We start from the raw sequence: 26610 nt of genomic DNA, 5'->3' as shown, positions 1-26610 counted from the left end.
CCATCCGCTGAATAACGGAAAATCAGTTTTCCTTGTTTTATAGCTTCATAAAGAAAAGAAGTTCCTCATTCTATTGTTTATAGATGCGGAGCTTCCTTTTTACGTATCCGATGTTCACTCTATATATCTGAAATAAAGGATATCTGACGTATTATGAGGATAAAGCCATTCTCTGAAATACGTAGATTTTAACTGACACAGCGCTCTTTATCACCTTTACAGCTGCTTCCTCTGTTTGCTGATGAAAGAAAATCGTTAACAGTTTTCAATCACAGCTACAATACCTCTTTCCTTCTATGCTGTAGGAATACCTGATAGCTGTATCCGCTTTATTCCATCCTGCTCAGCTTACAGTATTCTTTAACCCCTGCTTCCAGTACCTCTTCATCGAAGTCAAAATTGTGAGCATGCAGGGCAATCCCGGTACCTGTTCCAAGAAAGAAAAACACACCCGGCACCCTTCGCTGATAATGGGCAAAATCTTCGGAAATCATTTCAGGCTTCTCCAGCAGCACGATATTCGGATCCAGCTTCAGCACCTGATCCACAAGGGCAGCGTCATTCATGACTGCAGGATAGCCGGTATTGATATCAAAGGAGAACACTGCCCCCTGTTCTTCATACGGCTTCGCCAGCTCCAGCATACGCTTTTTCATATACTGATAGGTTTCATCCTGAAAGGCACGAAGGGTTCCTTCCATACGGGCAGCATTCGAAACAACATTGCGAACCGTACCGCTCTTCAGTAAACCAAAGCGCAGTAAACGATAGGTTTCCGCTGACAGCTCCTCCTGTTCCATCGTATATACATCCAGCAGATAGCGCGCTGCAATCTCCATCGCATCAATGCCTTCCTGATACTTTGCCGCATGTGCGCTTTTTCCGGTAATATCGATATTCACCTCACTGGAGCGTGCCATAAATTCGTTTCTGCGTGTGGCAATCACACCCTTGCCCAGCATTGGCCATACATGAAAACCGAAAATCCGTTTGATATGATACTGTTCAAAGATACCGCTTTTGCACATCGGCTCCGCTCCGCCCGGTGTTTCCTCTCCCGGCTGAAAAATCAATACCACATTGTGCGGAAGCTCTTTATAATACGCAGACAGCTGGTGTGCGAACTCCAGCAGCATTGCCATGTGACCGTCATGTCCGCAGGCGTGCATGCACCCTGTGTGTCTGGAAGCAAACGCTCTGCCGGTAGCTTCTGTTACCGGTAATGCATCCATATCACTGCGAAAGGCGATGCTTTCCTTTTTTCCTGCGTCAAAAAAAGCCACAACACTGCTTGGAATCGGTGAGCTTAAAGTACAGGGAAGATCCCTGAGCGCCTCTTGCAGATAGCGTTGTGTTTTCGGCAGCTCCAGCTCCAGCTCCGGTATCTGATGCAGGTCCCTGCGATATTTCTGTATTCTCTCTAACATATCCTTCATCCTCCCTGCTCTATGTTATGTTTATTATATAGGAAACCATCCCTCATGTAAATATTTTCATTTTATGAAATTTATACATTTAATTTTCATAAAACGGTTGTAATTTACCTTGAATAGTGATATGATACAGAAAAATAGATAGAGGCGCGGGAGCGACTACATCAGCTGGAGTCGGCAGACACCTGACAGCTGGTTTCAGCAATTCCGCCGAACTGCAGCCTTAGGCATAGGGTTGTGGTGGGCTTATGGAGAAGATCCATAAGACTGTCTACCATCAGTAGATGTGCTATCATTATTGTCATAAGGTGAACTACAATGTCAGTAAGGGTACGCGTCCCCTGCTGGCATTTTTTAATGAGGTGATGGAAATGAGTAAAAAAGTGTTGGAAATATCCGGAGTTTCCGTAGAACAGCTGGCGAATGCCTGCGGTACTCCGCTATATGTGTATGATGAGAACAAAATCACACAGAAAATGAGCCAGTTTCACGAGCTGTTTCAAAGTGAGAATTTTGATACCGAGGTTCTGTATGCATCCAAGGCGTTCTCCTGTAAGGCAATCGTTCAGATGGCGGCAATCCACGGTCTGTGTCTGGATGTTGTCAGCGGCGGTGAGTTATATACCGCCATGCAGTCCGGCTTCCCAATGGAAAAGATCTACTTTCACGGCAATAATAAAACATGGGATGAGCTGATTATGGCACTGGAAGCTGGCGTCGGGTGCATCGTTGTCGATAATGCCATGGAATGCGAGCTGCTGGTAAAAGCGGCACAGCGTGTCGGCACCACCGTTCGTACACTGATTCGCGTGAATCCGGGCGTTGAGGCACATACCCATAAATATATTGTAACGGCACATCTGGACAGCAAGTTCGGTATCTCCATCAGTCGTATGGAGGATATCCGCGATATGATTCAGACACTGACGAGTATTCCCAATATTGCCTTTGAAGGCTTCCACTCCCATATCGGATCTCAGATTTTTGATAAGGATGCCTATGTGGCGGAAATTCAGACACTGATGAAATTCGTGGACGATATGCAAAAGGCATACGGCATCACCACGAAAGCATTAAATCTGGGAGGCGGCTTTGCGGCTTACTATACGAGTGAGGATCACCCGATTCCGCTTCAGGAAGTGTGCCAGACAATTCTGGATACCTGCAAATGGGAGCGTGACCGTTATCAGCTGCCGTTGGAAAAACTGATGATTGAACCGGGACGAAGCATTGTTGCGGAGGCAGGCTCCACCTTGTACCGCATCGGGTATCAGAAGCAGACGGAAAACAAAAAGTATATTTTTGTGGATGGCGGTATGTCGGACAATATCCGTCCGGCATTGTATCAGGCAGCCTATGCATGTGATATTGCGAACCGTATGGACGAGGAAAAAAGTGAAACGGTGACCGTTGCCGGAAAATGCTGTGAGTCCGGAGATATTCTGGTGGAAAACGTCCGGCTGCCGCGCGCACAGACAAACGATCTGTTAATCTTGTATACAACCGGTGCCTACGGCTACAGTATGGCAAGCAATTACAACCGTCTGGGCAGACCTGCTGTTGTGTTTGTAAAGGATGGTAAGGTGCGCTTTGTGGTAAAACGTGAAACATATGAGGATATGTGCAAGCTGGAATGTGATGAGGAAATCAAGGTATGAATGTTGTAGAGAAGTATGGAGGAACAAGCGTCGGTACGATTGCACAGATTAAAGCAGTCGCAGCACATGCGGCGAAGCTGAAGGCACAGGGGGATCAGGTGGTCATTGTGGCAAGTGCCATGGGAAAGACAACCAACAAGCTGATTGCCATGGCAAAGGAAATTGGTGAACATGTCAATGAGCGGGAGCTGGATTCCCTGCTTTCCACCGGTGAGCAGAGAACCATCACCCTGCTTGCAATGGCCATTGATGCGCTGGGCGTACCGGCGGTATCCCTGACCGGATACCAGTGCGGTTTCATAACAAGCGATCACCATTCCCATGCCCGCATCATGGATATTGACATTACGCGGCTGAAGCAGCATCTGGAGGATGACAAGGTTGTCGTGGTTGCGGGCTTTCAGGGAGCGAACGAGGTCGGTGACATCACGACACTGGGGCGCGGAGGAAGCGATACCACCGCCGTTGCACTTGCGGCCAAGCTGGGCTGGGAGTGCCATATCTTTACCGATGTCAACGGCGTGTATACCATTGACCCCAGAATGTACCCGCATGCGAAACGTTTGCACGAAATCACATATAATGAAATGATGCAGATGGCGTGTCTCGGTGCCGGGGTACTGGAAACAAGAAGCGTCGAGCTTGCCAGCAAGTACGGTGTCCGTCTGTATCTGGGAAGGGCACTGGAAGAGAATTTAGACAAAGGAACGTATATTATGGAAAAAACGAAGCATCTCGAAGATATGCCGATTACAGGAATCAGCATCAAGGAAGATTATGCAATTATGAGGGTAAACGATCTGCCCAATGACGGAAAATTTCTGAACTCGCTGTTTGCGATGATATCACAGCTGGATATCAATCTGGATACCATATCCCAGCAGCTAACCCATGACGGCAAGGTCAATTTTGCCTTTTACTGTAATAAACAGCAGTCGGATGTGATACTGAAAAATATTGATAAGCTGCATTCCCGCTACCCGATCTCCCGTCTGCTTGGGTTTGTGAAGCTGTCGATTGTCGGCGTCGGTATCTCCACACACAGTGGTATTGCCGCAAAGGTTCTGACGACACTCAGCGATCACAATATCCGCTATTACCAGATCACCTCCAGTGAGATTTCCATCTCCCTGACGATCGAGGAAAAGGATAAGCTGAAGGCAGTTGAGGTGCTTGGAAAGGCCTTTGACCTATGATTCCGGTAACCAAATATCACGGCTGTGGAAATGATTTTATCATTACCGACTGGGAGCTGTTAAAGCATAAGAATATTGAAGATTTTGTCAAACATGTCTGTGACCGGCATACGGGAATCGGTGCAGACGGCTGCATTCTGGTGAAGCAGAAGCCGCTGGAGATGGTATTCTACAATGCGGACGGCTCCCGCGCACCAATGTGCGGAAACGGAATTCGCTGCTTTGCGAAATACTGTTATGATGAGGGAATTGAAACCGCAGAGGAATATGATGTGGAAACACTGGCGGGGGTCAAGCATGTGACACGGGTGTCTCTGGATCCGTTTCAGGTCCGTATTGATATGGGGACCTGGGATGACGAACCCAAAAGCATTCAGGTGGACGCGCTGAAGGAGCCTGTCATGGGATATGAGCTGCCTGTCGGTGATAAAAGCGTAACGGTCTACAGCTTCTTTATGTCCACCGTGCATACTGTTGTGTTTGTATCCGATGCCTTTGCCTTTGATTATAATGAGATCGGGCATGCAATCTGTCACCATACCCTGTACAGAGAACAGACAAATGTCAACTTTGTGCAAATCGTGGATGCGCATACCCTGCAGATGGTAACGTATGAGCGGGGTGTCGGTATGACGCTGGCATGTGGAACCGGTGCCTGTGCCGCAGCACGCATCGCCCACGAGAAAAAGGGCTGTGCCGCAAATCTGAAAATTATATTAAAGCGTGGAGAGCTGCATATTGATATCGATGATCAGCAGCACGTCCACATGTTTGGTCCTGCCGAAAGGATCCTGAAAGGAGAAGTTGCATATGTTTAATGTTAAAGGAAGTATTGTCGCTCTGGTAACTCCGTTTCATGAGGATGGAAGTGTGAATTTTGATAAGCTGAAGGAAATTCTGGAATGGCATGTGGAAAACGGAACGGATGGTATTCTGGTTCTGGGTACAACCGGTGAATCCAGCACCATGACGCACGAAGAGGATGATGCGGTCGTGGAATGCACCCTGCAGACAATCAAAGGAAGAATCCCTGTAATTGTCGGCAGCGGCTCCAACTGTACGGAAACTGCCGTCGATAAGAGCAAGAAATATGCCGCTATGGGAGCCGATGCACTGCTTGTGATTTCTCCCTACTACAACAAGGCAAATGCACAGGGGATGATTGCCCATTTTACTGCCGTGGCGGATGCTGTGGACAAACCGATCATTCTCTATAATGTGCCGGGCAGAACCGGATGCAGTATCAGCGAGGAAGCAGTCAAAGTGTTAAGCAAACACCCTAACATCTGCGGTATCAAGGAAGCAAGCGGAAACATCGCGTATGCCGCAGCCATTGCACGGTATCTGAGTGATGATTTCGTTATGTTTAGTGGAAATGATGATATGGTCATTCCCCTGTTATCGCTTGGCGGCAGCGGCGTCATTTCCGTATGGGCAAATATCATGCCGAAGGAAGTACATGAAATGGTGCACAATTACCTGAACGGGAATACAGAGGCGGCGCTAGCGACACAGTTACACTATCTTGATCTGATTCACGCCCTGTTTATCGAGGTCAATCCGATTCCTGTCAAGGAAGCCCTGAACATGATGGGCAAGGCTGTCGGCGGATACCGTCTTCCGTTGTGTGAAATGGAGGAAACGCACCGCAAGGCACTGTTACATGAAATGAAAGAGGCCGGTCTATGTTAAATGTACTTGTTGCAGGCTATGGGAAAATGGGTAAAATGATTGTGGAAACCATTGAGCAGAGCGACGATATGAAGGTCGTTATGATTGCCGACGGTACCAATCATCCGGATGTATCCACCCTGCAGGAGCATGTGAATATCATCATTGACTTTTCTCATCCGGACAATCTGACCTGGATCAAGCCGTTTGTACTGGAGCATGCATGTGCCTATATCTGCGGCACCACCGGGCATAATGATATTCAGAAGCGCCAGGTGGAAGAGCTGAGCAGTGTGGCACCGGTTGTATTTCAGGCAAATTTCTCTCTTGGAATCGCAGTTTTTCAGGAGGTTCTGCAAATGATTACACCGATGCTGGAGGAAAGCTTTGATATGGAGGTTGTGGAAAAGCACCATAACCAGAAGCAGGACGCGCCAAGCGGTACCGCCAAAATGCTGGTAGCTGCCATGAACAGGGAGCATACATACCGGGAGGTACACGGAAGGAACGGTTTTGTAGGGAAACGACAGAAGGAAATCGGTATACACGCCGTGCGCGGCGGCACAGTTGCAGGGGAGCATGATGTTTACTTTTTCGGAGATGATGAAATCTTCGAAATCAAGCACACTGCCAACAGCCGTAAAATTTTTGTGAATGGGGCATTGCGCGCTGCACGCTTTGCCGTTACACAGAAGCCGGGTATGTATACCATGAAGGATATTCTGTTCGCATAAGGAGGAGCCATGGACGCAAAGGAAATTATCGCATTTATACAAAACGCAGAAAAAAAGACACCGGTAAAGGTGTATCTGAAGGAAAAAAAGCCGGTTGCTTTTCCGGACTGTAAGGTATTCGGGATCGACAGCAGGGTCATATTCGGTGACTGGAAGGTCATTGAGCCAATCCTGAAGGAGAATGCGGAAAGCATTGAGGATATGGTTGTGGAAAACGACTGCCGCAATTCCGCTGTGCCGCTGCTGGATAAAAAATATATCAATGCACGGATCGAGCCAGGGGCAGTCATTCGAGATCAGGTGGAAATCGGTGACAATGCCGTTATCATGATGGGTGCTATTATCAATATCGGCGCTATCATCGGAGAAGGTACCATGATTGATATGGGCGCTGTTCTGGGCGGCAGAGCGACCGTTGGAAAGCATTGTCACATCGGTGCAGGAGCCGTTCTTGCGGGGGTTATCGAACCGGCAAGTGCAACTCCTGTCATTGTGGAGGATGATGTATTGATCGGTGCAAATGCCGTAGTGATCGAGGGAGTGCATATTGGAAAAAATGCCGTGGTTGCGGCAGGTGCTGTGGTCATTGAGGATGTTCCTGCCAACAGTGTGGTCGCAGGATGCCCGGCTCGCGTCATCAAGGAAAAGGATGCAAAAGCCACAGAGAAAACCGAGCTGGTTGACGCATTGCGCAGTTTGTAGAATCTAAATGAGAAAAGCGGATCGAAGCATGACCCGTTTTTTTCAGCTGTTCGTGGCATCCGGTCAATATCCCTTCGTATAGGCAGCACAGCTTAGATACAACAACGCTGATTCTATTTGAATACATGCATCACAAAACTCTATTAAGCATTATCATAAATAAATTACTTGTGAAAACAGTACATCCGATAATACGCTTTGCACAATGAAAGGTCTCAGTGGAATGACTCCCATCAGTGTATCTGCAAGATGCTGTCTGAGCATAGATACCCTGCTGGAACTGTGTTATAATAATCGGGTAATCCGGAGGTATGTTATGAAACGTTCATTATCCTGGCTGGAGCTGTTGTGGTATCTGCCGCTATATATCATCAGTGTATATTACCACCTTAATTCCGTCATGGTTTTAGTCATCGTGGCTGTGGGGTATACCGTATCGCATTATCATAAATATACAAGCAGTGCGGAGTATCGCGAGCACTATAAAAAATCCTTCCTGTTTGTTCATACAAAGGATACCTATGCCACCCTTCAAATCAGCTGTATCTGGGGGATTTTGTTTTCTGTGGTATGCTGTGTCTATTTCTTTCTGCACGATACCACAGCCGGTATCTACAGTCTGATTCCTGCCGTTTTGCCGCTGATCCTGCTTCTGTATATCCGCAAAGCAAACAAAAAAACACACTGATTACTGTGTCAGTATCCAGTGTGTAATATCCTGATGAATGGCTTTCTGTACGTGAGAGTCATTTTCTTTTGTATACAGGCTGTTTTGAAGCAGGGAAAGCAGATTACTGTTCTTGTACAGATCCAGCAATGTAATCGACGATTTTTCCTTTATATAAGAAGTATTTCGCAGCTGCGAATCGTTCATTGCACACAAAATCTGCTTCACATAGGCATCATAGATTCCAAGCTTTTCCACATCCTCTCGCTGTACCAGCGGACGCAGATTATTCTCCAGCAAGGTGTTTATGCCCTCCTGTGAGCGTACCAGCTGTAAAAAGGCAAAGACAGCATTGGGATAGCGTGTCTTCTGACTGGCCGTAAAGCCGTATACATCCAGCATGGGACGAAGGGATGTATCGTCATAGGACGGCATCGCCGTAAACTGGAGATGCATATCTGCATATGCCGTTGAGCTGTCAAAGTTTGTATCGTTCATAATGAGGCCACTCACATAGCGTCCGTCCTCATAAAAGGCTTCATCATCCAGTGTATCATCATGCAGATCCAAAGCCGTATGGAAGCTGCGGTATCGGTGCAGCCGTTCTTTAAATAACGACGATTGTACAACGGTTTTCATCGATACTGCCGCATCCTCATCATCCTCACGGTCAAAGAAAAACGGTATGGTATAAGCAAGCGTGCGATTCTGATAATATACATCCTTTTTTCCTGCAAGGCTTTTGAAATCATCAAAATCACCCGCTGTCAGTCCCCGCTGCTTCGCGGTATATGTATTATAAACAAAGACCAGTCCTTTTCCGCTCACAGGAAAGAAGCTGTCCTTTATAGCTGTTCGCTCAAGCTGGGCGGGCCAGGGATATTCCAGATGCTGCTTAATACCGGTAAGCGGATAAGCATGGGCTGTTTCATTCCATGCATCCGTATCCTTGCCCCACACCAGATCATGAGTTTGCAGGGATTTATCCTCCTGTGAAAAATGCAGTGCATTGCGATATGCGGGATAGGTCTTATTCCAGAGTGCTTCCAGAGCACAGGACAAGCCCTCATCCGGCAGATAAATATCCAGCTGCGCTCCCTGTTCAATTTCATAGCGGTCCTCCTTCATATGGATATCCGCAGGCTGTGAAGCAGCGCCACTGCAGCCCTGCATCAGCAGCACCGGTATGCACAATAAAAGCTTCTTCATATGCATCCTCCTCGTGATGCAAGTATAAAAATAATACACTGAAAAAAGTGTCGAAATCGCTTTCTTTTCTCAATTAACGATTGACATTTTTCGCCACGTATAGAATACTATACGTATAAGGGGGTTTTCACATGAATTATTTAAAACGCTTATATGAGGAGCTGGAAAAGCAGTGCAGAAGCCATGCAAAGGAAATTTACAATTATGCAATTCCACAGTCCTGGAATCTGTATGGATACCGTCCGGCCAAGAGCATTCGCAGCAGAGAGCTGCTTGTACATCCGTATGAATTTTATCTTTTCACCCTGCGCAATATCCTGAAGGATGCGGATGGAAACTGGAAACAGCCGCAGCTTACGAAAGAGAAACCCTCTGATAAAAGAGACTGGCTAAAGCATGCCAGTGTGTATTCTCTCATGGTTCGCACAGCAACCGCCTGGGATCATGATCGCGACGACCGTCTGGTGAGTGACAATCTTTACCATCTCAACGATAACGGAACCTTTCTGAAAAGCATCCTGCTGCTTCCTCTGTTGAGGCGCATGGGCGTCAACACTCTGCTGCTGCATCAGATTTTTCCGCTTTGCAAAACGCAGAATGCGCATGATTATCCGGTCAAGGAGGCCGTCACAGACTTTCGCAGCATTGATCCGCTGCTGCAGGACAAGCTGGTCAAAAAGCTGGATGCCAAAGAACAATGCGCTGCCTTTCTGGAGGCCTGTCACCTGCTGGGATTTCGTGTGATTCTGGAATACTGTCCCGGCAAGCTGGCAAGAGAGAACAGCTATTATAAGGAACATCCGGAATGGTTTTTCTGGTTTGACAGCAATCAGCAAAACGCTTATCACCCGCCGCGCTGCAATGCACTGCCCCAGAATACCCTTCCCTTCACCTATGCCCTGAAGGATTTTTACCGAAGTGAGGATGTGCAGCAGCATATTGCCCTGTTTCAGGAGGCTCCCGACGGTTTGCATGAGTTTGAAAGCTTAAGAGAAATCGAGCTGGACCTGCATACAACAATTGCCCCATCCATGGTGGATCAGATCAATGCCGCTATCCCTGCCGAGCAGGATACGACCATATGGCGCATGTATGAGGATATTCACGCTCAGGTCCCCAGGGATATCAGAGCACAGGCCAAGCCATACCTGATGCAGGATATCATCCGCTATGACCTCCATCCGGCGAGAAAGCCGATGACAGCGCTGTGGGATTACCTGTGTGAAAATATCTGCTGGTATCAGCAGGAGCTTGGTATAGACGGCATCTTTCTGGAAAAGCCGTATCTGCTTCCGGAAAAGCTGCAAAGGGCTATGGCCAAAGCAGCAAGAAAGCAGAGGAAATCCTTTGTCATGATTGCCGAGGATACGGTGAGTGACAACAGTCCGTTATGGCTGAGTAAAGGCTATGATGCCATATCCGGCAGCGGAGCCTATGAAGAAAGTGATGTATGGAATTTTAAATTTCACAGCTTCAGCTATCGGCTGAAGGGAAATGCCTGTTTGATGTTTGCGGCCTGTGAGTCCTATGATTCCCGCCGTATCGCCAGTGTGGAGGGTAATACCGCTGCGATTATGCTGACGGTGATGAATCAGTTTCTGCCAAATGGAATTCCGTTTATGATGAATGGTGTGGAGTCCTTTGAGGTGCAGCCGATGCAGCTGAGTGAATACGGCGATTCCAAATATCTGAACGCATTGCCTAAAGAAGATCCCCGGCATCGCAGACAGGCATATCTGGATGAATATTGGTTTGATTACCGCAATCCGAATCTTCCGGTGCTTCCTGCCTTGCTTGAGAAGACAAGCGCTATCCGGAAAGCCTATGAAGAAGCTGTTACGGATCCGAATGCCTGTATTCCCGTATGGTTTGACTCTCCAAGAGATTACGGTATTGGATTTACATACATAATGGAAGACAGGGCATTGCTTGTTGTATGCAATACCAACGTGCATGACAGTGTACTGTTGCACATACATACGGAAAACATGATCTGCGAGCTGCCGTTTACCCTGGCCTCCCTGCAACAGATTTTTTCTACAAAAGACCCGTTTACTCATGATATCATGATGGACAGCTTCCAGAATATACCACTGGAATTTGATCCGGGAGAGGTAAAGTTTATAGAATTAAAGCCGGAATGACTAGAAACGTTTGTTTCTTCAAACCGGCTTTTCTTTCGCTCCTTTATCCGTTATAATAAGCATAGGTGATCGTATGTACAGATTAAAAGAAGATACCATGGCAGAACTGGAAATCAAAAAAAGCAGATTTCTCTGTTATCTGCATAAAAGCTTTTCCGAAGCGGATGCCAAGGAGTTTATACAGCAAATCAAAAAGCTTCATCCAAACGCAAGGCATCACTGCTATGCCTTTATCATCGGAGAACAGAATGAGCTGCAGCGAAGCAATGACGACGGGGAGCCGCAGGGGACAGCCGGTGTCCCCATGCTGGAATGTCTGGCAAACCGTCAGATGCAGGATACCGTTGCGGTAACCGTCCGCTATTTTGGCGGTATTAAGCTGGGAGCCGGAGGACTGATTCGTGCCTACTCAAAAAGTGTATCCAATGCACTGGATCAAGCCGTCATTACACAGAAGCAAAAACGCCTGGTGTATTACATGACCTTCAGCTATGAGCTGATTGGAAAGCTGGATCACTATTTCCGGCAAAATGAGGTTGCTGTTTTAGATAAGGATTACGGAGAACAGGTTACCTATCTCTGGATGTGCAAAGAGCCTCTGGATGCGGATATAGCAGAGATTACAAACGGGCGCTTTCTGCCGGAATTTATAGAGGAACGCATCGTTGATGTGGAAGTCTAATGCTGTCGCCGTCTGATATCTTGTGATGATTGTTGGAAGGATCGATGCTGTGACTTAAAGGGTATACGGTTATATTGAAGAAGAAATGGACACAGAGATTTCTATCCTGCATGAGCAAAGAATTTAATAACTCTCTGCAAACTCAGATTTCAAGCTTGATTCCCGCATGAAACAGGAGTGTAAAATTCGCTCAATGCTATTTGAAGAACATGACAGTATTTTTACAGGAAGCTATAGAAGCAGTGGTCACCTGTACTTTTATCCTTTCTATGCCGATAGGTTCCCAGTATAAGAAGTCCAAGGAACATACGGTGATGAATGAGAAGATTTTCAGCTTTGACGGTCCTACATGTGCAGGCGCATGCAGATTATTCCAAAGCAATAACAGCCAAAATAGCAGGAGTCATCATTGATTTCTGCTTTTTTATCGTATCTCCTGAAATGCTGTACGGGATAAAGCAATATATATAAAAAAGAAGGAGCTATCCTCCTCTTCCTATACGATTCAATGATGGGAAAAGAAATGCTCTGTATCCTGTTCATAAACCGAAAGGAAATTCAACAGAAAGCGCTGTGCCAGAGAAGCCGGCTTTACCGAAGCCCTTGCCTCATCAAAGGTAAACCAGGCAGCCCGGTCCACTTCCCATGTACTTACATTCTCCAGGCATTCACTGTCAATAACCACAGCAAAATTGAATATCAATGTGTTGGTTTTCGGAAAATACTCACTGCGCAGAAAACGGTATTCCAGCACCTTTCTTCCAATCTCCTCCTGCATCTCCCTAATCATGGCATCCTCTGCACACTCTTCCTTATTGACGTAGCCTGCGACCAGTATATTATTAGGCTTTCCATACTGCTGTATCATCAGAATTTTATCCCGCTTCGGATTCAGTGTCACCATGGAAATCGCTGTACTGAAAATAGGAAAGCGATATGCACGGCATGATTCACAAAAGGGAACCATTCCCTCATGCTCCAGCTCCTTCATATGCAGCTTCTCTCCGCATTCATAACAATATTTCATAACGTCACCTCACAATCATATCTATTATACGCCTGTTTATGTTTGACATGCAAAAGAAAGAAACCTCTCGGTTTCTTATCTCAGTTCTTTTACCAGCTTCCAAAGCTCGCTGTAGGAAACAAAGCCAATGGCATCACATTTCTCCTTTGCCACCTGACGCTGCTTCTTGACATTTCCTTCATGCACCCTGTTCAGATTGTTCTTATCCATCATGTACTGCACATAGGAGAATTTTTTCAGCAGGAACCAGTTTGCGATGATGTTGTTAATACATTCTTCCTTATCATCGCATTTCGCAAGAATGTCTCTCAGATTTACCAGCTGGTAGCTCGCGATCTTCTGAGCAAGTTCATACATTTCATCATAGTTCAGGAACAGCTTTGCATCAAGCTCTCTTTGTACAATACCAGCCTTGCGGTTTCTCTCGAAAAAGCTTTCCACCGTATCCAGCAGGGTATCGACACTTTCCTTGTTTACACTTAAGGCGATAATCTCATTCCGCGTTCCTTCATATTCATTCTCCGGTTCGCTCATGACATAATACAGCGCCTTTGCCATCACATATTCCTCTTTATCTCCCAATGTAAGAATAATCGCCTTCTGGTGTTCATCAAAGCTTCCATATACAACATACGGACATTTGATTGTTCCCTTCGGCAGTTTAAATGAATCCTTGTAGCGTATAATCTGATTGGCAATCGCATCCTTGTTGATGTTCAGCCTCAGATTTGCACAAATTTTCAGATTATGATCCTTTTCAAAGAGCTGCGAAAGGATAGTGTAGTCGTCCTCTTTTCCTTCTGCTGTTTCTATGATGGAAAGATAATCTTCTAGGAAACCATTGAATTCACAGATACCGGTATCTGCTTCTCTTACGTCTTTTACTTCACATAAAATATCATAAATAGCCATAGTTCTCTCCTCCTTTCCCTGTCGTATTTTACATTTGAAGATAAAATGAACTATGTATGTCTATATGGATACAGATTCACCTTCATAACCAGTATATGATGTTTATCTGCCGAATTATTCCTATTTCTTAAAAATGTAAGGGGATTCCTAACTTAATTTTACAACCTTTTGAGAATTTTTCAACATATTTTTCCATAATTGGTCGTTTTCTTCTCATATTTCTTCCGCAATCCATCCAGAACAGGGGGATTACTGCCTATATTTTGCATATGCTTACAAATGGCAAGGTATATGTAAACAGGAAGGGATCTTCGGATTCCATAAGAAAACAGACTGTAAAGCACATAAGAAATACTTTTCTGCCAATCATGTGCATACCGCCTGAAAAGAAAAAGACGGATATCCGTCCATTCTAATTATGTAATTGCCCGCAAAAGCTGGGAAGCAGAGCGCAAACGATTTCTGCCGATATCGCGGAGGCCGCAGCACAGTTTTTCTCAAATTCCCCGATTCCTTTGTGCTCCGCCGTATCGGTTATCGTGCGTATGGCCAGAAAGGGAAGCTTGTTCACATAACAGACATGGGCAACAGCTGCTGTTTCCATATCGGTGCATAACGGGGTAAAACCAGTCAAAATCTGTTCTCTGTTTTCCTCTGTCACAAACTGCTCACCGCTTACCATTGTTCCAAATAAAATCACCCGCTTTGTTGTATTGCTGTAGGCTTTCGCAGACTGCAGTAGGTTTTCATCTGCATAAAAATACACACTGTCCATCCAGGGATGAAACTCTGTCAGAATATCATCCGCCACATCATGATAGGCGATTCTCTCGGAAATCACGGTATCAAAAAGCTGCACTTGTTCCTGTATGCCCCCTGCAGTACCTGCGTTAATGATACAGTCCACTGCAAAGCAGTCAATCAGCAGCTGTGCCGCAATTGCCGCATTCACCTTACAGACACCGCTGTATAAAAGGACCACTTCCACACGATCAATGTTTCCGCAATGAAAGACGAGCATCGCTTTCTCGATCACTTCAGTCTCCTTTACATATGGTAAAAATGCCGCCAGCTCTGTATCACCGGCACACAGTATTCCAATTTTTTTCATATATGACTCCATTTCTCCGCTTTCTTATTCGGATACAAATATCACATGTAAATTATTTTAAATTGTTTATTTTATCAGAGTTTCTTTCACGCTATTCTTTCCTTCAGCTTCCTTCCCCATGCTTTGTTTTCGTATCCCTTTTCATGCAGTCCTGTTCCTTATCTCTGTGTATTCCAAACCAGTCTGCTTTTTATATTATCAATCCTTAAAATACCAGTGATTGTCCTCTAACGTACGTAAATCCTGTGGATATAGGGCCGGTACTTCCAATAAAACCGTCTTTGATGTTCCTGCATCCCATGTATAAAAGCGATACACCGGTATAACATATGGCAGATAAGAGACATATCCTTCCTTTCTTCCGCCATAGGACAGCTCCACATGTAAAAATTCAAGTTCACCAATAGAAAATTCAGAAGGCTCCAGCGTGCTGTAAAACCCTCCCTGACGCATTACCTGTTCTGCCTCTTTCCTGCTCATGATAGTAAAATCCTGCAGCTGCTCCAAATTTTTATCATATGGAAAACTCAGATAATATACACCATCTCCCGCATTTGTTAGTGTGGCACCCTCTTTTACCTGATACAGCAGGCTCTTTTTATCATCATCCTCTGCCTGAAAGATTTCCGTTTCGCAAATCATTGTTCCATTTCCCATACTGATATTACAGCTCGTTTGAATATCTCCTCTTTGAAAGGAGAACAGCTCAGGATATGTCTTTATCAGCTCTTCTGCAATCTTTTGCTGCTGTGTTCTTGTACCTTCCTTCTTATCTGTATGCAAAATCAGGCGCAATTCCCCGTTTCCATCTGCCATAATATCTGTGATGTTAAGTATTTTCGATGTTTTTTTCTTTATTGTCTGAAACAGCTCTTCCGCTTTCTTTTTATGCTTCTGCATTTCTTTTTCCGGGATAGAGTCCAAATTCGCTCCATTACCATACTGTTTTCTGAAAACAGGTAGGGTGCTTTGTATATCCAGGCGATCCTTCTCATACGGCATTTCTTTTATTTTTTTCTTTTGTATGAAAGCCTTATCCGTAACCCCCATACCTCCTATCATATACGTCTTTGTCTGCGGCTCATAGGTTTCCTTTGGTATCACACGATCCTGTGCTGATCCGGTTTTACTTTCCTTTGCCTGTTCCTGCACCGTACCCGGTACAGCTTCATCCGCTGCTTTATTTTTTTCTATGCTGTTCGCAATCTGCGCGGCGTTTTCCGGCTGCTGTGATAGTGCATTCCTATCATATACATTGAAGCAGATAACAATAACGACACACAGGGCTGTACAGCCATAGATGAAGCGCAGCTGCTGTTTCTGACGGCGCTGTGGATGTTCCTGCTTTGCTGCTGCATGACGTATCCTTTGCTTCAGCTCCTCACTCATATGTATCTTATTCAGCTCCTCGCGATATTTTCTCATTGCCTGTCACCCTCTTCCAGTTTGTTTTTCAGCTGCTTTCTTGCCCGATGCAGCCATGTCAGAATCGTCGCCTCTTTCCTTTGCAGTATATCCGCAATCATAGCAACGCTCAACTCCTCATAATAAAACAAATAAATAACATTGCGGTACTTTACAGGCAGCTGCATGACCTCATACAGCAAACCGAAATCTGTATTCTCTTTCACTTTAGCCAGATTTTCCTGCAGCTCCACCGTTTTGCGAAGCCGCTGGTATTTCCAGTAATCCTTGCAAATGTTAACAGTAACCCGTAGTATCCATGCCTTTTCATGGGTTGTTGATGTAAACTGCGGCTTCTTCTTCAGAATACGCAGAAAGACGTCCTGTGCAACATCCTGCGCATCTGCGATATTCCCCATATTCTGCAGGGCAACACGATACACCATATCGCCATAAACCTCCAGCAGCTCATCCAGATCCCCGCACAGCTGTTCCCTTTCATCCATAAGTTTTCTCCTTCATGTGTAAAACGATCAGCATCCGCATAACATTTCATAAATTCCAATTTCACTATTGAAAATGTACTGCGGTAACCTTCAGCCTATCTTTGGCTTTTCCTATGACTGCGTGCAGACGATACGGCAGCTTATCCGTATGCACACCCCGTTCTATCCAATCTGCCACTTTTATATGACTGCAATACATTTTAATTTCCTGATATTCATATTTTAAAGCATATGTTAATACCGCCTTACTTGCAAGAATTTCTCCTCCGACAGCACCTATCTTCTTCATCTTTTCATTTTCATGTATTATATTTTTCATTTTCACCACGATGCCATCCTTTGAAGCAATTATCCAAAATGCATAAAACCTGCGAGTATCCGCATGAAACCCTCCACATACATACCCCGCAAGACTACCATTCATCATTGTTTTATTCTCATACTGCAGACTTTGATTCACACGATAACAAAAATCATTCCAAAGCTCATTTATGGATGCTGTGGAAGCTGCGAAACAGCTGTCTGCCAAGTAATCGAGAAAAAAATCCTCCGCCTGTGCATAGGAAGAAAACACCCTGCCAAAAGCATTGGAGTACCCTATTATATTCCGTTCATAGTCATTGACGGTATCGTATATACCAGGCTTATATCCTCTTAAGACAACATAATATTTCCGTTGGTCTTGCATGCTTGTAACATTTACATAATTTCTGCGTATTTCCATATATTTTTTTAAATGCCAGTAAAGCTCACAGCCCATTTTTCTACCATACTGTTTTATACAGTGAAGATAGATAGCTTTGAAATCTGAACAGGAATTACCGATCTGATCGTATTCAAAATCAAAGAGAGCGTGATAGATGGTATCCCTCAGAATTATCCTTTTTCTGATATCCGCTACATACATCCAGTATTCACACAGTGCCTGAAAGCCTTTATCCCCGCTTATAACTGCGATATCCTGTTGCATCCCCTGTCCGCATAGCTCTCCTATTTTTGAAGCGATATAAAAATCCAGCGCATTCTTTCCCCTTTTATACAGGACGACAGATTGAATGGAAATGCCTTTTTCAGCTGCTTCCCTTAATTTACCGTTTTCAACATTTTCTTTATCCCCCATATTATAAAACACGAATATTCTATCATCCTTCTTGAGCATTTCTATACCATATAGACCTTCTTCATGCACATTCTCATAATCTATCATATACCACATTGCCTGCTCTCCCTTCAATTCAATCATATGTTTGCCCGTCATTTTTTTATTATATCAGAATTTGTACTGCTATAAGCTTTACATTCCTGGATTTATAGTGTAAAACACATCAATATAGCTGCTGCCTCTATGCAAACATCATTTGAATTTGTGATAAGATTCGCAATACATCAACTTTTCACCTTTTTGTTTACTTCATAAGCATCTCGGTTTAAAATATAAGTATTATGCGAGGTGATAAAGGATGAAAAAAGAATTATTGCTGTCATTACTGGAAACAAACGCAAGATACTCCACCAGAGATTTGGCGGATGTATTGCTGGAGGATGAGGAAAGTGTCATCCACACTATGAGTGATCTGGAAAAGAAAAAGGTCATCTGTGGCTACCATACAATTATCAACTGGGAAAAGACCAATAAGGATAAGGTCATGGCACTGATTGAGGTGGACGTTACGCCGGAGCGTGATTTCGGCTACGATCGCGTTGCCAAAAACATCTATCGCTACCCGGAAGTCGATACCATGTATCTGATGAGTGGTAAGAGTGAATTTATTGTCATTATCTATGGAAGAACCATGCAGGAAATATCCAACTTTGTCGGTGCCAAGCTGGCAACAACAGAAAATGTCGTTTCCACATCTACCTTTTTCGTGCTAAAGGAGTATAAGGTCAACGGTATTGTTCTGGATGAAGAGGAAAAACCGAATGAACGACTGGTGGTGACGCCATAATGTATGAGAAATTTTTAAGTAAGCACGTACAAACCATCAAGCCAAGCGGCATTCGGAAGTATTTTGACCTAGCCAGTGAAATGGAGGGTGTGATTTCTCTGGGTGTCGGAGAACCGGATTTTGACACACCGTGGCATATTCGTGAGGCTGCCATTTATTCCATAGAAAGCGGTAAAACACACTATACAGCAAATCAGGGCCTTTTGGAGCTGCGTGAGGAAATCTGTCTTTATCAGAAGCGCCGGTTCCAGCTGGATTATGACCCTGTGGATAATGTCATTGTCACGGTAGGCGGTAGTGAAGCCATCGATATTGCCATGCGTGCCATTGTAAATCCCGGTGATGAGGTCATTTTGATGGAGCCAAGCTATGTAGCCTATACACCGAGTGTCGAGCTGACCGGCGCAGTACCGGTGCATATTAAGCTGGAGCATGAGGATCAGTTCAAGCTGACCCCGGAGAAGCTGAAAGCCGCAATTACACCGAAGACCAAAGCAATTCTGATGAATTTTCCGAGCAATCCGACCGGCGGTGTGATGACGAGGGAGGACTATGCCAAGCTTGTCCCCATACTGAAGGAGCATGAAATTATCGTAATCAGTGATGAAATCTATGCAGAGCTTACCTATGACGGTACCTTCTGTTCACCTGCGAATTTCAATGAAATCAAGGATCAGGTTATCATCATCAGTGGATTTTCCAAGGCGTATGCCATGACCGGCTGGCGGCTTGGCTATGTTCTTGCGAACAAGACCTTCACGGATGCGATGAATAAGATTCATCAGTATATCATTATGTCCGCTCCGACAGCTGCACAATACGGTGCCATTGATGCCATGCGCAACGGTGATATCCATGTCGCAGAAATGCGGGAATCGTATATGACAAGAAGAAACTTCATTACAAAGGGCTTCAACCGCATCGGTCTTCCAACACACCTGCCTCACGGCGCCTTCTATATCTTCCCGGATATTCGCGGTACCGGTTTAACCAGTGATGAATTCTGTGTTCAGCTGCTCGAGGATCAGCGTGTAGCCTGTGTACCGGGCACTGCGTTCGGCGATGCAGGCGAGGGCTTTATTCGTGTATCCTATGCCTACAGTATCGACCATATCCGTGAAGCTATTGAGCGCATTGATCATTTCATGGAAAAATTCCGGCAGAAATAATTTTACAGATTTTCTGCATGCATAACACAGCATGTGTTATGCTTAAACACTGAAAGACTCAGACGATCCTTATAGGAAGGATGAAGCCTGAGTCTTTTTATTTTTCTAAGTTTTTTCTTACGGTACGCTTATCAGCGGAATCAAGCTTTACAAAAGTCTGCCGTAATGCCCTGTATCTTATGCATTTACAGCTCCAGCTCCAGCTGTTCGATTTCCTTTTTCTCGACTACCCTCATGCATGTTTCTCCTTCAAGCGGAGCCTCCAGACGATCGATGAGAAACTTAACATTCGCAAATGCCGTTCTGCGATACTCCATCAACGGCTTCACATATCTTCGAAATACATCCCTGGGAAAGAATTCCTCTGCCTGTTTATCGCTGCCATAGCTTAGATTCCATGCGGTAAGCGCCAGCTCCAGAAAGCTGTTTTTCTGATCCTGACCTGCATTCCACAATATAGCGTTTAAAGGATTCAGATAATCGGAGAAAAGCTCCTCCTTCTTTTCCTGCATATTGCGCTCCAGCACCGAGAAGGAAGCTGTCTCATGCTCTGAAAGCAGCGCACCTTTTTCCATAGCGATACCGCGATATTCCTCAAAAAGCTCTATTACGAAGGATAGATCCGCAATTGCCTGCGTGTTTCCGATACTGTCGAGGATGAAATGATTTTTATATGGCAGGATGGCATACTGCACCATGCAGGGTAGTGTCTGATTGCGCAGCAGGAAGCTCAAAGAATCTGTAATCCCCTTTACGCCATACAGCGTTCTGCCCCTGCGATCCATTACAAAGGTATATTCCTGCTCATACATCATAACATACAGCTGCTGCTTACGACAGCCTTGAAACCTTGCAATACAGGCAGCGTCCTCTTTCGGCAGCTGAGGATGAAGCTTGAGGTATTGTGAAATGAGACGCCTGCTTGATTGTTCATTGCGGAACACGATCGTACTCCCCACATGGCACAGATGCTCTATATTGTCCATGGTTACTTTTGCCTTCTTATTCTTTGTCCGATATGCATACAGAAACAGACCGCTGAGCAGATTGATGACATGCTTTGCCTCCTGTGCAGGTAAATGATCCATATGAATTACTCCCTTACTTTTTATATGTATATAGTAGCATACTTTCAAGCATTATGCGCCGCTTATTTCACATTCCTGTTCCCTGCGGACAAGGACATGAATCCATTTCTTGGAGCGGAAGCGCCATAGTGTAACCATAGCCTTTACCAGCTCATCACTGAAGGACAGTGCAACAACCCAGTGAAGCGGCAGCCTCCAGACAGCAGCCGCAAGAAATGACATGGGGATTGCGACAAACCATATACCGATCAAATCACAGAACATACAGAACTTCGTATCGCCTCCGGAGCGCAGAATCCCGCATATATGTACATATGACATCATTTTCGGTGTGGTATACAGCGCATAGGCGATCAATGTAAGATTCAGCATCTGGCTTGTGGCAGCATCATAATTGTAGATATCGATAATCCTGCCTTTCATAAGAAGCAGAGCTGCTGTCATAACCAGGCAGAAGCCGATATTGATTCCAATGAAGACTCTTCCATACGAATACGCCAGCTTTGTATGATTTCTTCCCAGCTCATTCCCGATCATGACAGCACAGGCATTCCCCAGTCCGAAAAACACGCATTGAAACAGGTCATTGATTACACTTGCCACCTGCACAACGGCAACTGCACTCGTTCCCAGCAGACCGTACGCTATAAAGCAGACCGTCGTTCCGATACTCCATGCACTTTCACTCATAGCCACCGGAAGAGCAGTTTTCACTACACGCTTCATCAGTGGTACATCCAGTCTGCGAATGGTCGCACCGTCAACTGCCAGCGGATGGTCTTCACTGAAATAAACATAGCCCAGGATTAGCAGCATTTCCACAAATCTTGCGGTCAACGTAGCGATAGCAGCACCCTCAACACCCAGCCTCGGCAGATGAAAATTGCCGAATATCAGTCCGTAATTCAATACGGTATTGACGGTTATCGCCAGGACGCTGGCAAGGGTAGGCACCTTCAGATTATGAATGGCACGCGAATTAAAGCTCATAAGAAAAGAAAATGCAGTCATGAGATACGTAAAACAGGTTATACGCAGATAGGAGGCACCGATTGCCACAACATCCGGTTCTCTTACAAACAGATGCAGAATCTGCGGTGCAAACACCAGCGCCAGCCCAACAGTAAACAGGGCGAGGAAAAATCCGATGCGCATTTCGATTGCAATCACCTTGCGGATATTTTCTACATCGCGGATTCCCCAGTACTGGGATACATAAATACTCGAACCGCTGTAAATTCCAAAACAGATAATGGAGAATATAAAGTATACCTTATTTGCCGCCCCTACAGCTGCCAGCTCACCCACACCGATACTTCCAATCATAAAGGTATCGATCATATTCAGACTCAATGAAATAATCTGCTGTAAAACAATCGGCAGTCCGATTGTCAGAAGCAGCCGTACAAAAACCTTTCGGTCTATCATGCTATCACCTCAAACTGTGAGTAATTTTACCATACTTTTATACAGGCAGGCAATGATGCTTATAAGCATAAGAGCGCTTTTTGTAAGAATTATAAAAGAAAACCCGTTTCGACAGGCTGCTGATATATGTGATGGAAGCCTGATGCCGCAGGGCTTTCCTTTTTGCTTCATGTAAGCTTTTGCGTTTGAAAAAAGGACGGCGCAGCGTCCTTTTTCATGTATCATGCTCAGACTTCATGATACAGCGACATCTGTAAACAAAGGATGTCAATCGCCATGGGATGATAACATCATTCCTGACATCTTTATTATACAGCAGAATCATGAAAACACCTACGTACAATTTACCGCAATAATACGGTAATTTTGTACGAAGCTGTCCTTTTTAAATTGTGCTATACTGATAATGTGATGAACTATGAAACCTTATCTTTTATATCCGGTACTGGAGCAGCTGATCGTCTCTCCCTTTTGCACAACCTTTCAGCTTGCGAAACAGGCGGGACTGTCTGAAAAAACCGTACGGACGTATCTGAAGCAGGCAGATGCTTTACTAGCCGCATTCTCATTGACGCTTACACGAAAACCCGGCTGCGGAATAACACTTTCCGGAAGCAGGGAAAATATGATGAAGCTGCAAACTTATCTGCTTGATGAAAAAACGCGCTGTCCTCTTATATTGCCAAGGGAGCGTGTCAGCTACATCCTTTACAGTCTGCTTCGCTTTTCACGTCCACTGCGCATGTTTCAGCTGGAGGAAACACTCCATATATCTCGCAGCTCTCTGTATGCAGACATACGAAAGGCTGAGCAATGGCTGCGGACCTATCAGCTGTCCATCTCCCATACAAGAAGTGGTATACAGATATTGCAAGGAGAAAAGCGCATTCGCAAAGCATTGGCACAGCTGGTTAACGAACTGCATGAAGCCCGTACCATAACCTTCCACAAGCCGCTGAATGATTTTGTTGAAGCATGCTTTTCAGACAATACCGTAAAAAGGAACATCCTGCTTTATATCCGTCAGTTCGAAGTATGCAGCTTTTTACAGCTGAATCAGGCGGATAAGGAATATGTCAGTGTGTTGTATTATATTGCACTGGATCGTATATCCAGAGGAAATCATGTGCATATGCACAGTCCAAATCCATTGCAAAAGACGGCGCTGTTTCAACAGTTGATGCACCTGCGCAAAGAAATAGAACATCATCTGCAGCAGACAATTCCCGAGGAAGAGCTTTCCTATGCCTTATCTGTCCTTCTGACATTGAAGAACACCAATACCGGTTTATTGCAAACGCCGGAAATACAGGCAGCCTGCAAAGAAATCCTGCGGCGGTTCACACCGCCGATTTATGCACGTTACCCTAAAATCGACAGTGATACGTTTGAAAAGCGGCTCTTTCAGCATTTATCGAATGTTCTGGAAAAATCCGTCTATTATTATGAATATGACAATCCGCTGAAGGATGCTATGAAAGCTAAATTTCCGATTCCCTACCAAATGGCTTCCTCCATGAAAGAGATTGTACAGGATATCTGCGGCCTGCAGCTTCCGGAGGATGAAATATCCTACATCACCCTTCATATAGCAGCTGCTTTGCAATACACACTGCAGCCGCTGGAGGCAGTCTTTTTATATGAGCATCGCTACAGTGAGCTTATTTTTTCCTTACGGCTGCTGCAAACGCATATTCAGGAGGTGAAAATACAACGTGTAATACGATGGCAGGAGGTTAGCGAACCGGATAGTTGGATGCATTATCCTGTCATATTTTCCACCTTTCCCCTTACCGTACCGCCATCTGTTCACTGGTATCAGATTCCCATGCTGCCGGATCAGACATTTCTACAACGGCTGCGGGATGATATCCAGAGTTTGTTCAATCATCAGAATCATTTCTAAACCACAGAAAAAGGGACTGTACATGCAGCCCCTTTTTCTCATAAAATATACCGCTGTATTGCTTTAGCAACCCCGTCATCCATGTAATCTGCAGTTACAATATCGCAGGATGCCTGAATTTCCTCAGCAGCATTTGCCATGGCTACAGTAAGTCCCGCTTCCGCAAACATGGGAAGGTCATTCATGGCATCACCGAAAGCCATAAATTCCTCCTTCTTCAAATGCAGGGATTGCAGTACAGCTTTTATAGCATTCCCTTTATGAACACCACCGGCAGTGATATCAAAGCTGATAGGCTGATAATCGGTTACCGTGATGTTTTCTATACATTCTATCTGTTTTCTGGCTTTTAATAGCCGATCCGTCTGCATATCATAGACCAGTATCTTCGCAATATCATGAGCATGGTGCTTCAGATCTTCCCAACTCATGCCGGTAAAGGATGTTACCTGAACCTCTGCCGGCAGCTGATTATTTATATGATCGTAGAGAAACCTCTCATCATAAGGCTCATGCGTAAAGAATTCGTGCTTTCCCTTGAAAAAGGCATGTGCGTGTGCATGCTCCTTCAGCACATCAATAATCTGATACAGAACATGCGGCTCTATCGTATGCATGATACACTTCGTCCCTATTTCGTATATCGCTCCGTTAGAGGAAATCACCCTTACGGATGGATGAATTTTTTCCGCAATCATCCTTGTAAAGCAGTAAGGCCGTCCGCTGATCAGATATATCTGAATGTTTTGTTTTATACATTCCTGCAATGCACTAATATTTTCATCACTTACCGAGTTGTCCTTTCTCAGCAGGGTTCCATCCAGATCAAGACCTATGAGGCGAATTTCAGGCATAGGAGTCTTTCAGAATAGCCTCCAGCTCCTCTCTGCTTCCAAATGGCAGATGATCCAGAACTGGAGATGCCAGAATTTCCTGAAAGTCTTCCTCACTGACTCCGAAATCCTTCAGCTTCTTGTGAAGCCCGATTGTTTCCAGGAATTCAATCATTGCCGTATATAAATCGTCACTGCCAAACAGCTTTGCGACATCCGCAAAACGCTCCTTGTTTTTATCTGCCATATGCTGAATGAAGGCAGGGAAAACGACAGCCAGTGCTTCCCCGTGCGGCAGATGTACAATTCCGCCAATAATTTCAGAGAGCGGATGCGGTGCACTTGCACCGGAATTAGCCAGTGCGCGGCCAGCCAGTGTGTCGGCAAGACACATGTTTGTACGGAATTCCAGATTCTGCGGATCTTCCAGTACATGTGGCAGATGATCAATCACCAGTCGCATTGCCTCCATGGAATCCATCGCACTGTAAGGGGATGCATTGGCATTGATGTAGCTCTCAAACGCATGGGTAAACGCATCAAAGCCGGTAGCGGCACTCATGCGCTTTGGCAGGGTCAGCATCAGCTGCGGGTCCAGAATCGTTTCCTGTGAAAAGTTATCCGGATGAAAGAATGTGATTTTCTCTTTTCCTCTTGTGATGACAGCCGCCTGTGTTACCTGAGAACCGGTTCCTGAGGTTGTCGGTACACTCAGCAGGGGCAGGTGTTTTTCACTGTAGGAAGGGTAATATGCGAACGGTGAGCTGTATTCGTTAAACAGATGATCCCAGTCAATCGACTCTTTACCATTCGCAAATGCAATCGCCTTTGCTGTGTCAATCGAGCTTCCGCCCCCGACTGCCAATACAAAATCGGCAGGCTGCTCCTTCAGCATGGCAAATCCCTGTTCTACGATTTCCACACTTGGATTGGGTTCTACCTTATCAAAATGAATAACGCTGATACCTTCCGCATCCAGCAGTTTCTTCACACGTTCATATAACGGCTGCAGGGGAGCATCCGGTGTTGTTACAAGAAAACAGGTCTTTCCATAGCCTCTGCAAACATGCCCCAGCTCATTCAGCTGACCTGCACCGAAATGAATCTTTGTAGGCTGATAATAATGAAACATAGTACATACCTCCTCTTTACAGCTTCATTATACGTGTTTTTTCACCGCT

The 26610-nt window shown here is 45.2% G+C and carries 24 protein-coding genes and 1 riboswitch; of the genes, 12 read left to right on the top strand and 12 right to left on the bottom strand.

What is annotated here, in order from left to right; all coding sequences use genetic code 11:
* Positions 1–329 precede the first annotated feature (329 nt).
* On the bottom strand, positions 330–1427 hold the full coding sequence (locus KSZ58_RS01110; protein ID WP_009270242.1) for a M20 family metallopeptidase: 1098 nt from the start codon (positions 1425–1427) through the stop codon (positions 330–332).
* Positions 1428–1567: 140 nt separating this feature from the next.
* Positions 1568–1733: riboswitch (Lysine riboswitch) on the top strand.
* Between KSZ58_RS01110 and lysA the strand changes: the two genes are divergently transcribed.
* From lysA to KSZ58_RS01075, 7 genes are all read left to right on the top strand, one after another.
* A complete protein-coding gene (gene lysA / locus KSZ58_RS01105; protein WP_008818305.1) occupies positions 1718–3091 on the top strand; it encodes a diaminopimelate decarboxylase in 1374 nt (457 codons plus the stop codon). It overlaps the preceding riboswitch by 16 nt.
* Positions 3088–4287 (top strand): aspartate kinase, encoded by a 1200-nt coding sequence (locus tag KSZ58_RS01100; RefSeq protein ID WP_008818304.1) that lies wholly within the window; start codon positions 3088–3090, stop codon positions 4285–4287. The genes lysA and KSZ58_RS01100 overlap by 4 nt, the downstream gene beginning before the upstream one ends.
* Entirely contained in the window at positions 4284–5105 is an 822-nt protein-coding gene (gene dapF / locus KSZ58_RS01095; RefSeq protein WP_009270241.1) for a diaminopimelate epimerase, read from the top strand. The genes KSZ58_RS01100 and dapF overlap by 4 nt, the downstream gene beginning before the upstream one ends.
* Positions 5098–5979 carry a 4-hydroxy-tetrahydrodipicolinate synthase gene (gene dapA / locus KSZ58_RS01090; protein WP_008818302.1) on the top strand — a complete coding sequence of 294 codons (882 nt, stop codon included), beginning with the start codon at positions 5098–5100 and terminating at the stop codon, positions 5977–5979. The genes dapF and dapA overlap by 8 nt, the downstream gene beginning before the upstream one ends.
* Complete coding sequence (dapB, locus tag KSZ58_RS01085; RefSeq protein WP_009270240.1) at positions 5973–6692, top strand: 4-hydroxy-tetrahydrodipicolinate reductase; 720 nt, start codon at positions 5973–5975, stop codon at positions 6690–6692. Before dapA ends, dapB begins: the two co-directional genes overlap by 7 nt.
* 9 nt (positions 6693–6701) lie before the next feature.
* Entirely contained in the window at positions 6702–7394 is a 693-nt protein-coding gene (dapD, locus tag KSZ58_RS01080; RefSeq protein ID WP_008818300.1) for a 2,3,4,5-tetrahydropyridine-2,6-dicarboxylate N-acetyltransferase, read from the top strand.
* 316 nt (positions 7395–7710) lie between these two features.
* Positions 7711–8082 carry a hypothetical protein gene (locus tag KSZ58_RS01075; RefSeq protein WP_008818299.1) on the top strand — a complete coding sequence of 124 codons (372 nt, stop codon included), beginning with the start codon at positions 7711–7713 and terminating at the stop codon, positions 8080–8082.
* Here KSZ58_RS01075 and KSZ58_RS01070 read toward each other — a convergent pair whose 3' ends face one another.
* Entirely contained in the window at positions 8083–9270 is a 1188-nt protein-coding gene (locus tag KSZ58_RS01070; RefSeq protein WP_009588104.1) for a hypothetical protein, read from the bottom strand.
* A 131-nt stretch (positions 9271–9401) separates the two neighbouring features.
* Between KSZ58_RS01070 and KSZ58_RS01065 the strand changes: the two genes are divergently transcribed.
* Together KSZ58_RS01065 and KSZ58_RS01060 are read left to right on the top strand one after the other, a co-directional pair.
* Positions 9402–11414, top strand: coding sequence for a maltodextrin glycosyltransferase (locus tag KSZ58_RS01065; RefSeq protein ID WP_161129098.1), 2013 nt, complete (start codon positions 9402–9404; stop codon positions 11412–11414).
* A 73-nt stretch (positions 11415–11487) separates the two neighbouring features.
* A complete protein-coding gene (locus KSZ58_RS01060) occupies positions 11488–12096 on the top strand; it encodes a YigZ family protein (RefSeq protein ID WP_008818296.1) in 609 nt (202 codons plus the stop codon).
* A 505-nt stretch (positions 12097–12601) separates the two neighbouring features.
* Here the strand turns inward: KSZ58_RS01060 and KSZ58_RS01055 are convergent.
* The 6 genes from KSZ58_RS01055 to KSZ58_RS01030 form a co-directional block, all read right to left on the bottom strand.
* Entirely contained in the window at positions 12602–13123 is a 522-nt protein-coding gene (locus tag KSZ58_RS01055) for an NAD(+) diphosphatase (protein ID WP_009270239.1), read from the bottom strand.
* Between the two features lie 75 nt (positions 13124–13198).
* Complete coding sequence (locus KSZ58_RS01050; RefSeq protein ID WP_002607045.1) at positions 13199–14035, bottom strand: hypothetical protein; 837 nt, start codon at positions 14033–14035, stop codon at positions 13199–13201.
* 412 nt (positions 14036–14447) lie between these two features.
* The gene (locus KSZ58_RS01045) at positions 14448–15146 is read right to left on the bottom strand and encodes a 5'-methylthioadenosine/adenosylhomocysteine nucleosidase (RefSeq protein ID WP_009270238.1); all 699 of its coding nucleotides are present in this window, start codon (positions 15144–15146) and stop codon (positions 14448–14450) included.
* Positions 15147–15344: 198 nt separating this feature from the next.
* Positions 15345–16571: a hypothetical protein gene (locus tag KSZ58_RS01040; protein ID WP_009270237.1), complete on the bottom strand. Its 1227-nt coding sequence runs from the start codon at positions 16569–16571 to the stop codon at positions 15345–15347.
* A complete protein-coding gene (locus tag KSZ58_RS01035) occupies positions 16568–17056 on the bottom strand; it encodes an RNA polymerase sigma factor (protein WP_009270236.1) in 489 nt (162 codons plus the stop codon). Before KSZ58_RS01035 ends, KSZ58_RS01040 begins: the two co-directional genes overlap by 4 nt.
* 64 nt (positions 17057–17120) lie before the next feature.
* On the bottom strand, positions 17121–18299 hold the full coding sequence (locus tag KSZ58_RS01030; protein ID WP_009270235.1) for a viroplasmin family protein: 1179 nt from the start codon (positions 18297–18299) through the stop codon (positions 17121–17123).
* 217 nt (positions 18300–18516) lie between these two features.
* On the opposite strand from KSZ58_RS01030, the gene KSZ58_RS01025 reads away from it, so the two are divergent.
* Together KSZ58_RS01025 and KSZ58_RS01020 are read left to right on the top strand one after the other, a co-directional pair.
* A complete protein-coding gene (locus KSZ58_RS01025; RefSeq protein ID WP_008818289.1) occupies positions 18517–19005 on the top strand; it encodes an Lrp/AsnC family transcriptional regulator in 489 nt (162 codons plus the stop codon).
* Entirely contained in the window at positions 19005–20174 is a 1170-nt protein-coding gene (locus tag KSZ58_RS01020) for an aminotransferase class I/II-fold pyridoxal phosphate-dependent enzyme (RefSeq protein ID WP_008818288.1), read from the top strand. Before KSZ58_RS01025 ends, KSZ58_RS01020 begins: the two co-directional genes overlap by 1 nt.
* A 185-nt stretch (positions 20175–20359) precedes the next feature.
* Here KSZ58_RS01020 and KSZ58_RS01015 read toward each other — a convergent pair whose 3' ends face one another.
* Both KSZ58_RS01015 and KSZ58_RS01010 read right to left on the bottom strand, forming a co-directional pair.
* Positions 20360–21262 (bottom strand): hypothetical protein, encoded by a 903-nt coding sequence (locus tag KSZ58_RS01015; RefSeq protein WP_009270234.1) that lies wholly within the window; start codon positions 21260–21262, stop codon positions 20360–20362.
* 51 nt (positions 21263–21313) lie between these two features.
* On the bottom strand, positions 21314–22690 hold the full coding sequence (locus KSZ58_RS01010; RefSeq protein WP_009270233.1) for an MATE family efflux transporter: 1377 nt from the start codon (positions 22688–22690) through the stop codon (positions 21314–21316).
* Between the two features lie 418 nt (positions 22691–23108).
* On the opposite strand from KSZ58_RS01010, the gene KSZ58_RS01005 reads away from it, so the two are divergent.
* Entirely contained in the window at positions 23109–24596 is a 1488-nt protein-coding gene (locus KSZ58_RS01005) for a PRD domain-containing protein (protein WP_009270232.1), read from the top strand.
* Between the two features lie 38 nt (positions 24597–24634).
* On the opposite strand, the gene KSZ58_RS01000 is transcribed toward KSZ58_RS01005, so the two are convergent.
* A complete protein-coding gene (locus KSZ58_RS01000; protein WP_008818284.1) occupies positions 24635–25450 on the bottom strand; it encodes an HAD family hydrolase in 816 nt (271 codons plus the stop codon).
* The gene (locus KSZ58_RS00995) at positions 25443–26561 is read right to left on the bottom strand and encodes an iron-containing alcohol dehydrogenase (protein ID WP_002607034.1); all 1119 of its coding nucleotides are present in this window, start codon (positions 26559–26561) and stop codon (positions 25443–25445) included. The genes KSZ58_RS01000 and KSZ58_RS00995 overlap by 8 nt, the downstream gene beginning before the upstream one ends.
* Positions 26562–26610 lie beyond the last annotated feature (49 nt).

This window comes from Erysipelatoclostridium sp. DFI.2.3 (genome assembly GCF_019132535.1).
Classification (GTDB): domain Bacteria; phylum Bacillota_I; class Bacilli_A; order Erysipelotrichales; family Erysipelotrichaceae; genus Clostridium_AQ; species Clostridium_AQ innocuum.
This window is presented reverse-complemented; position numbering and strand designations above follow the sequence as displayed.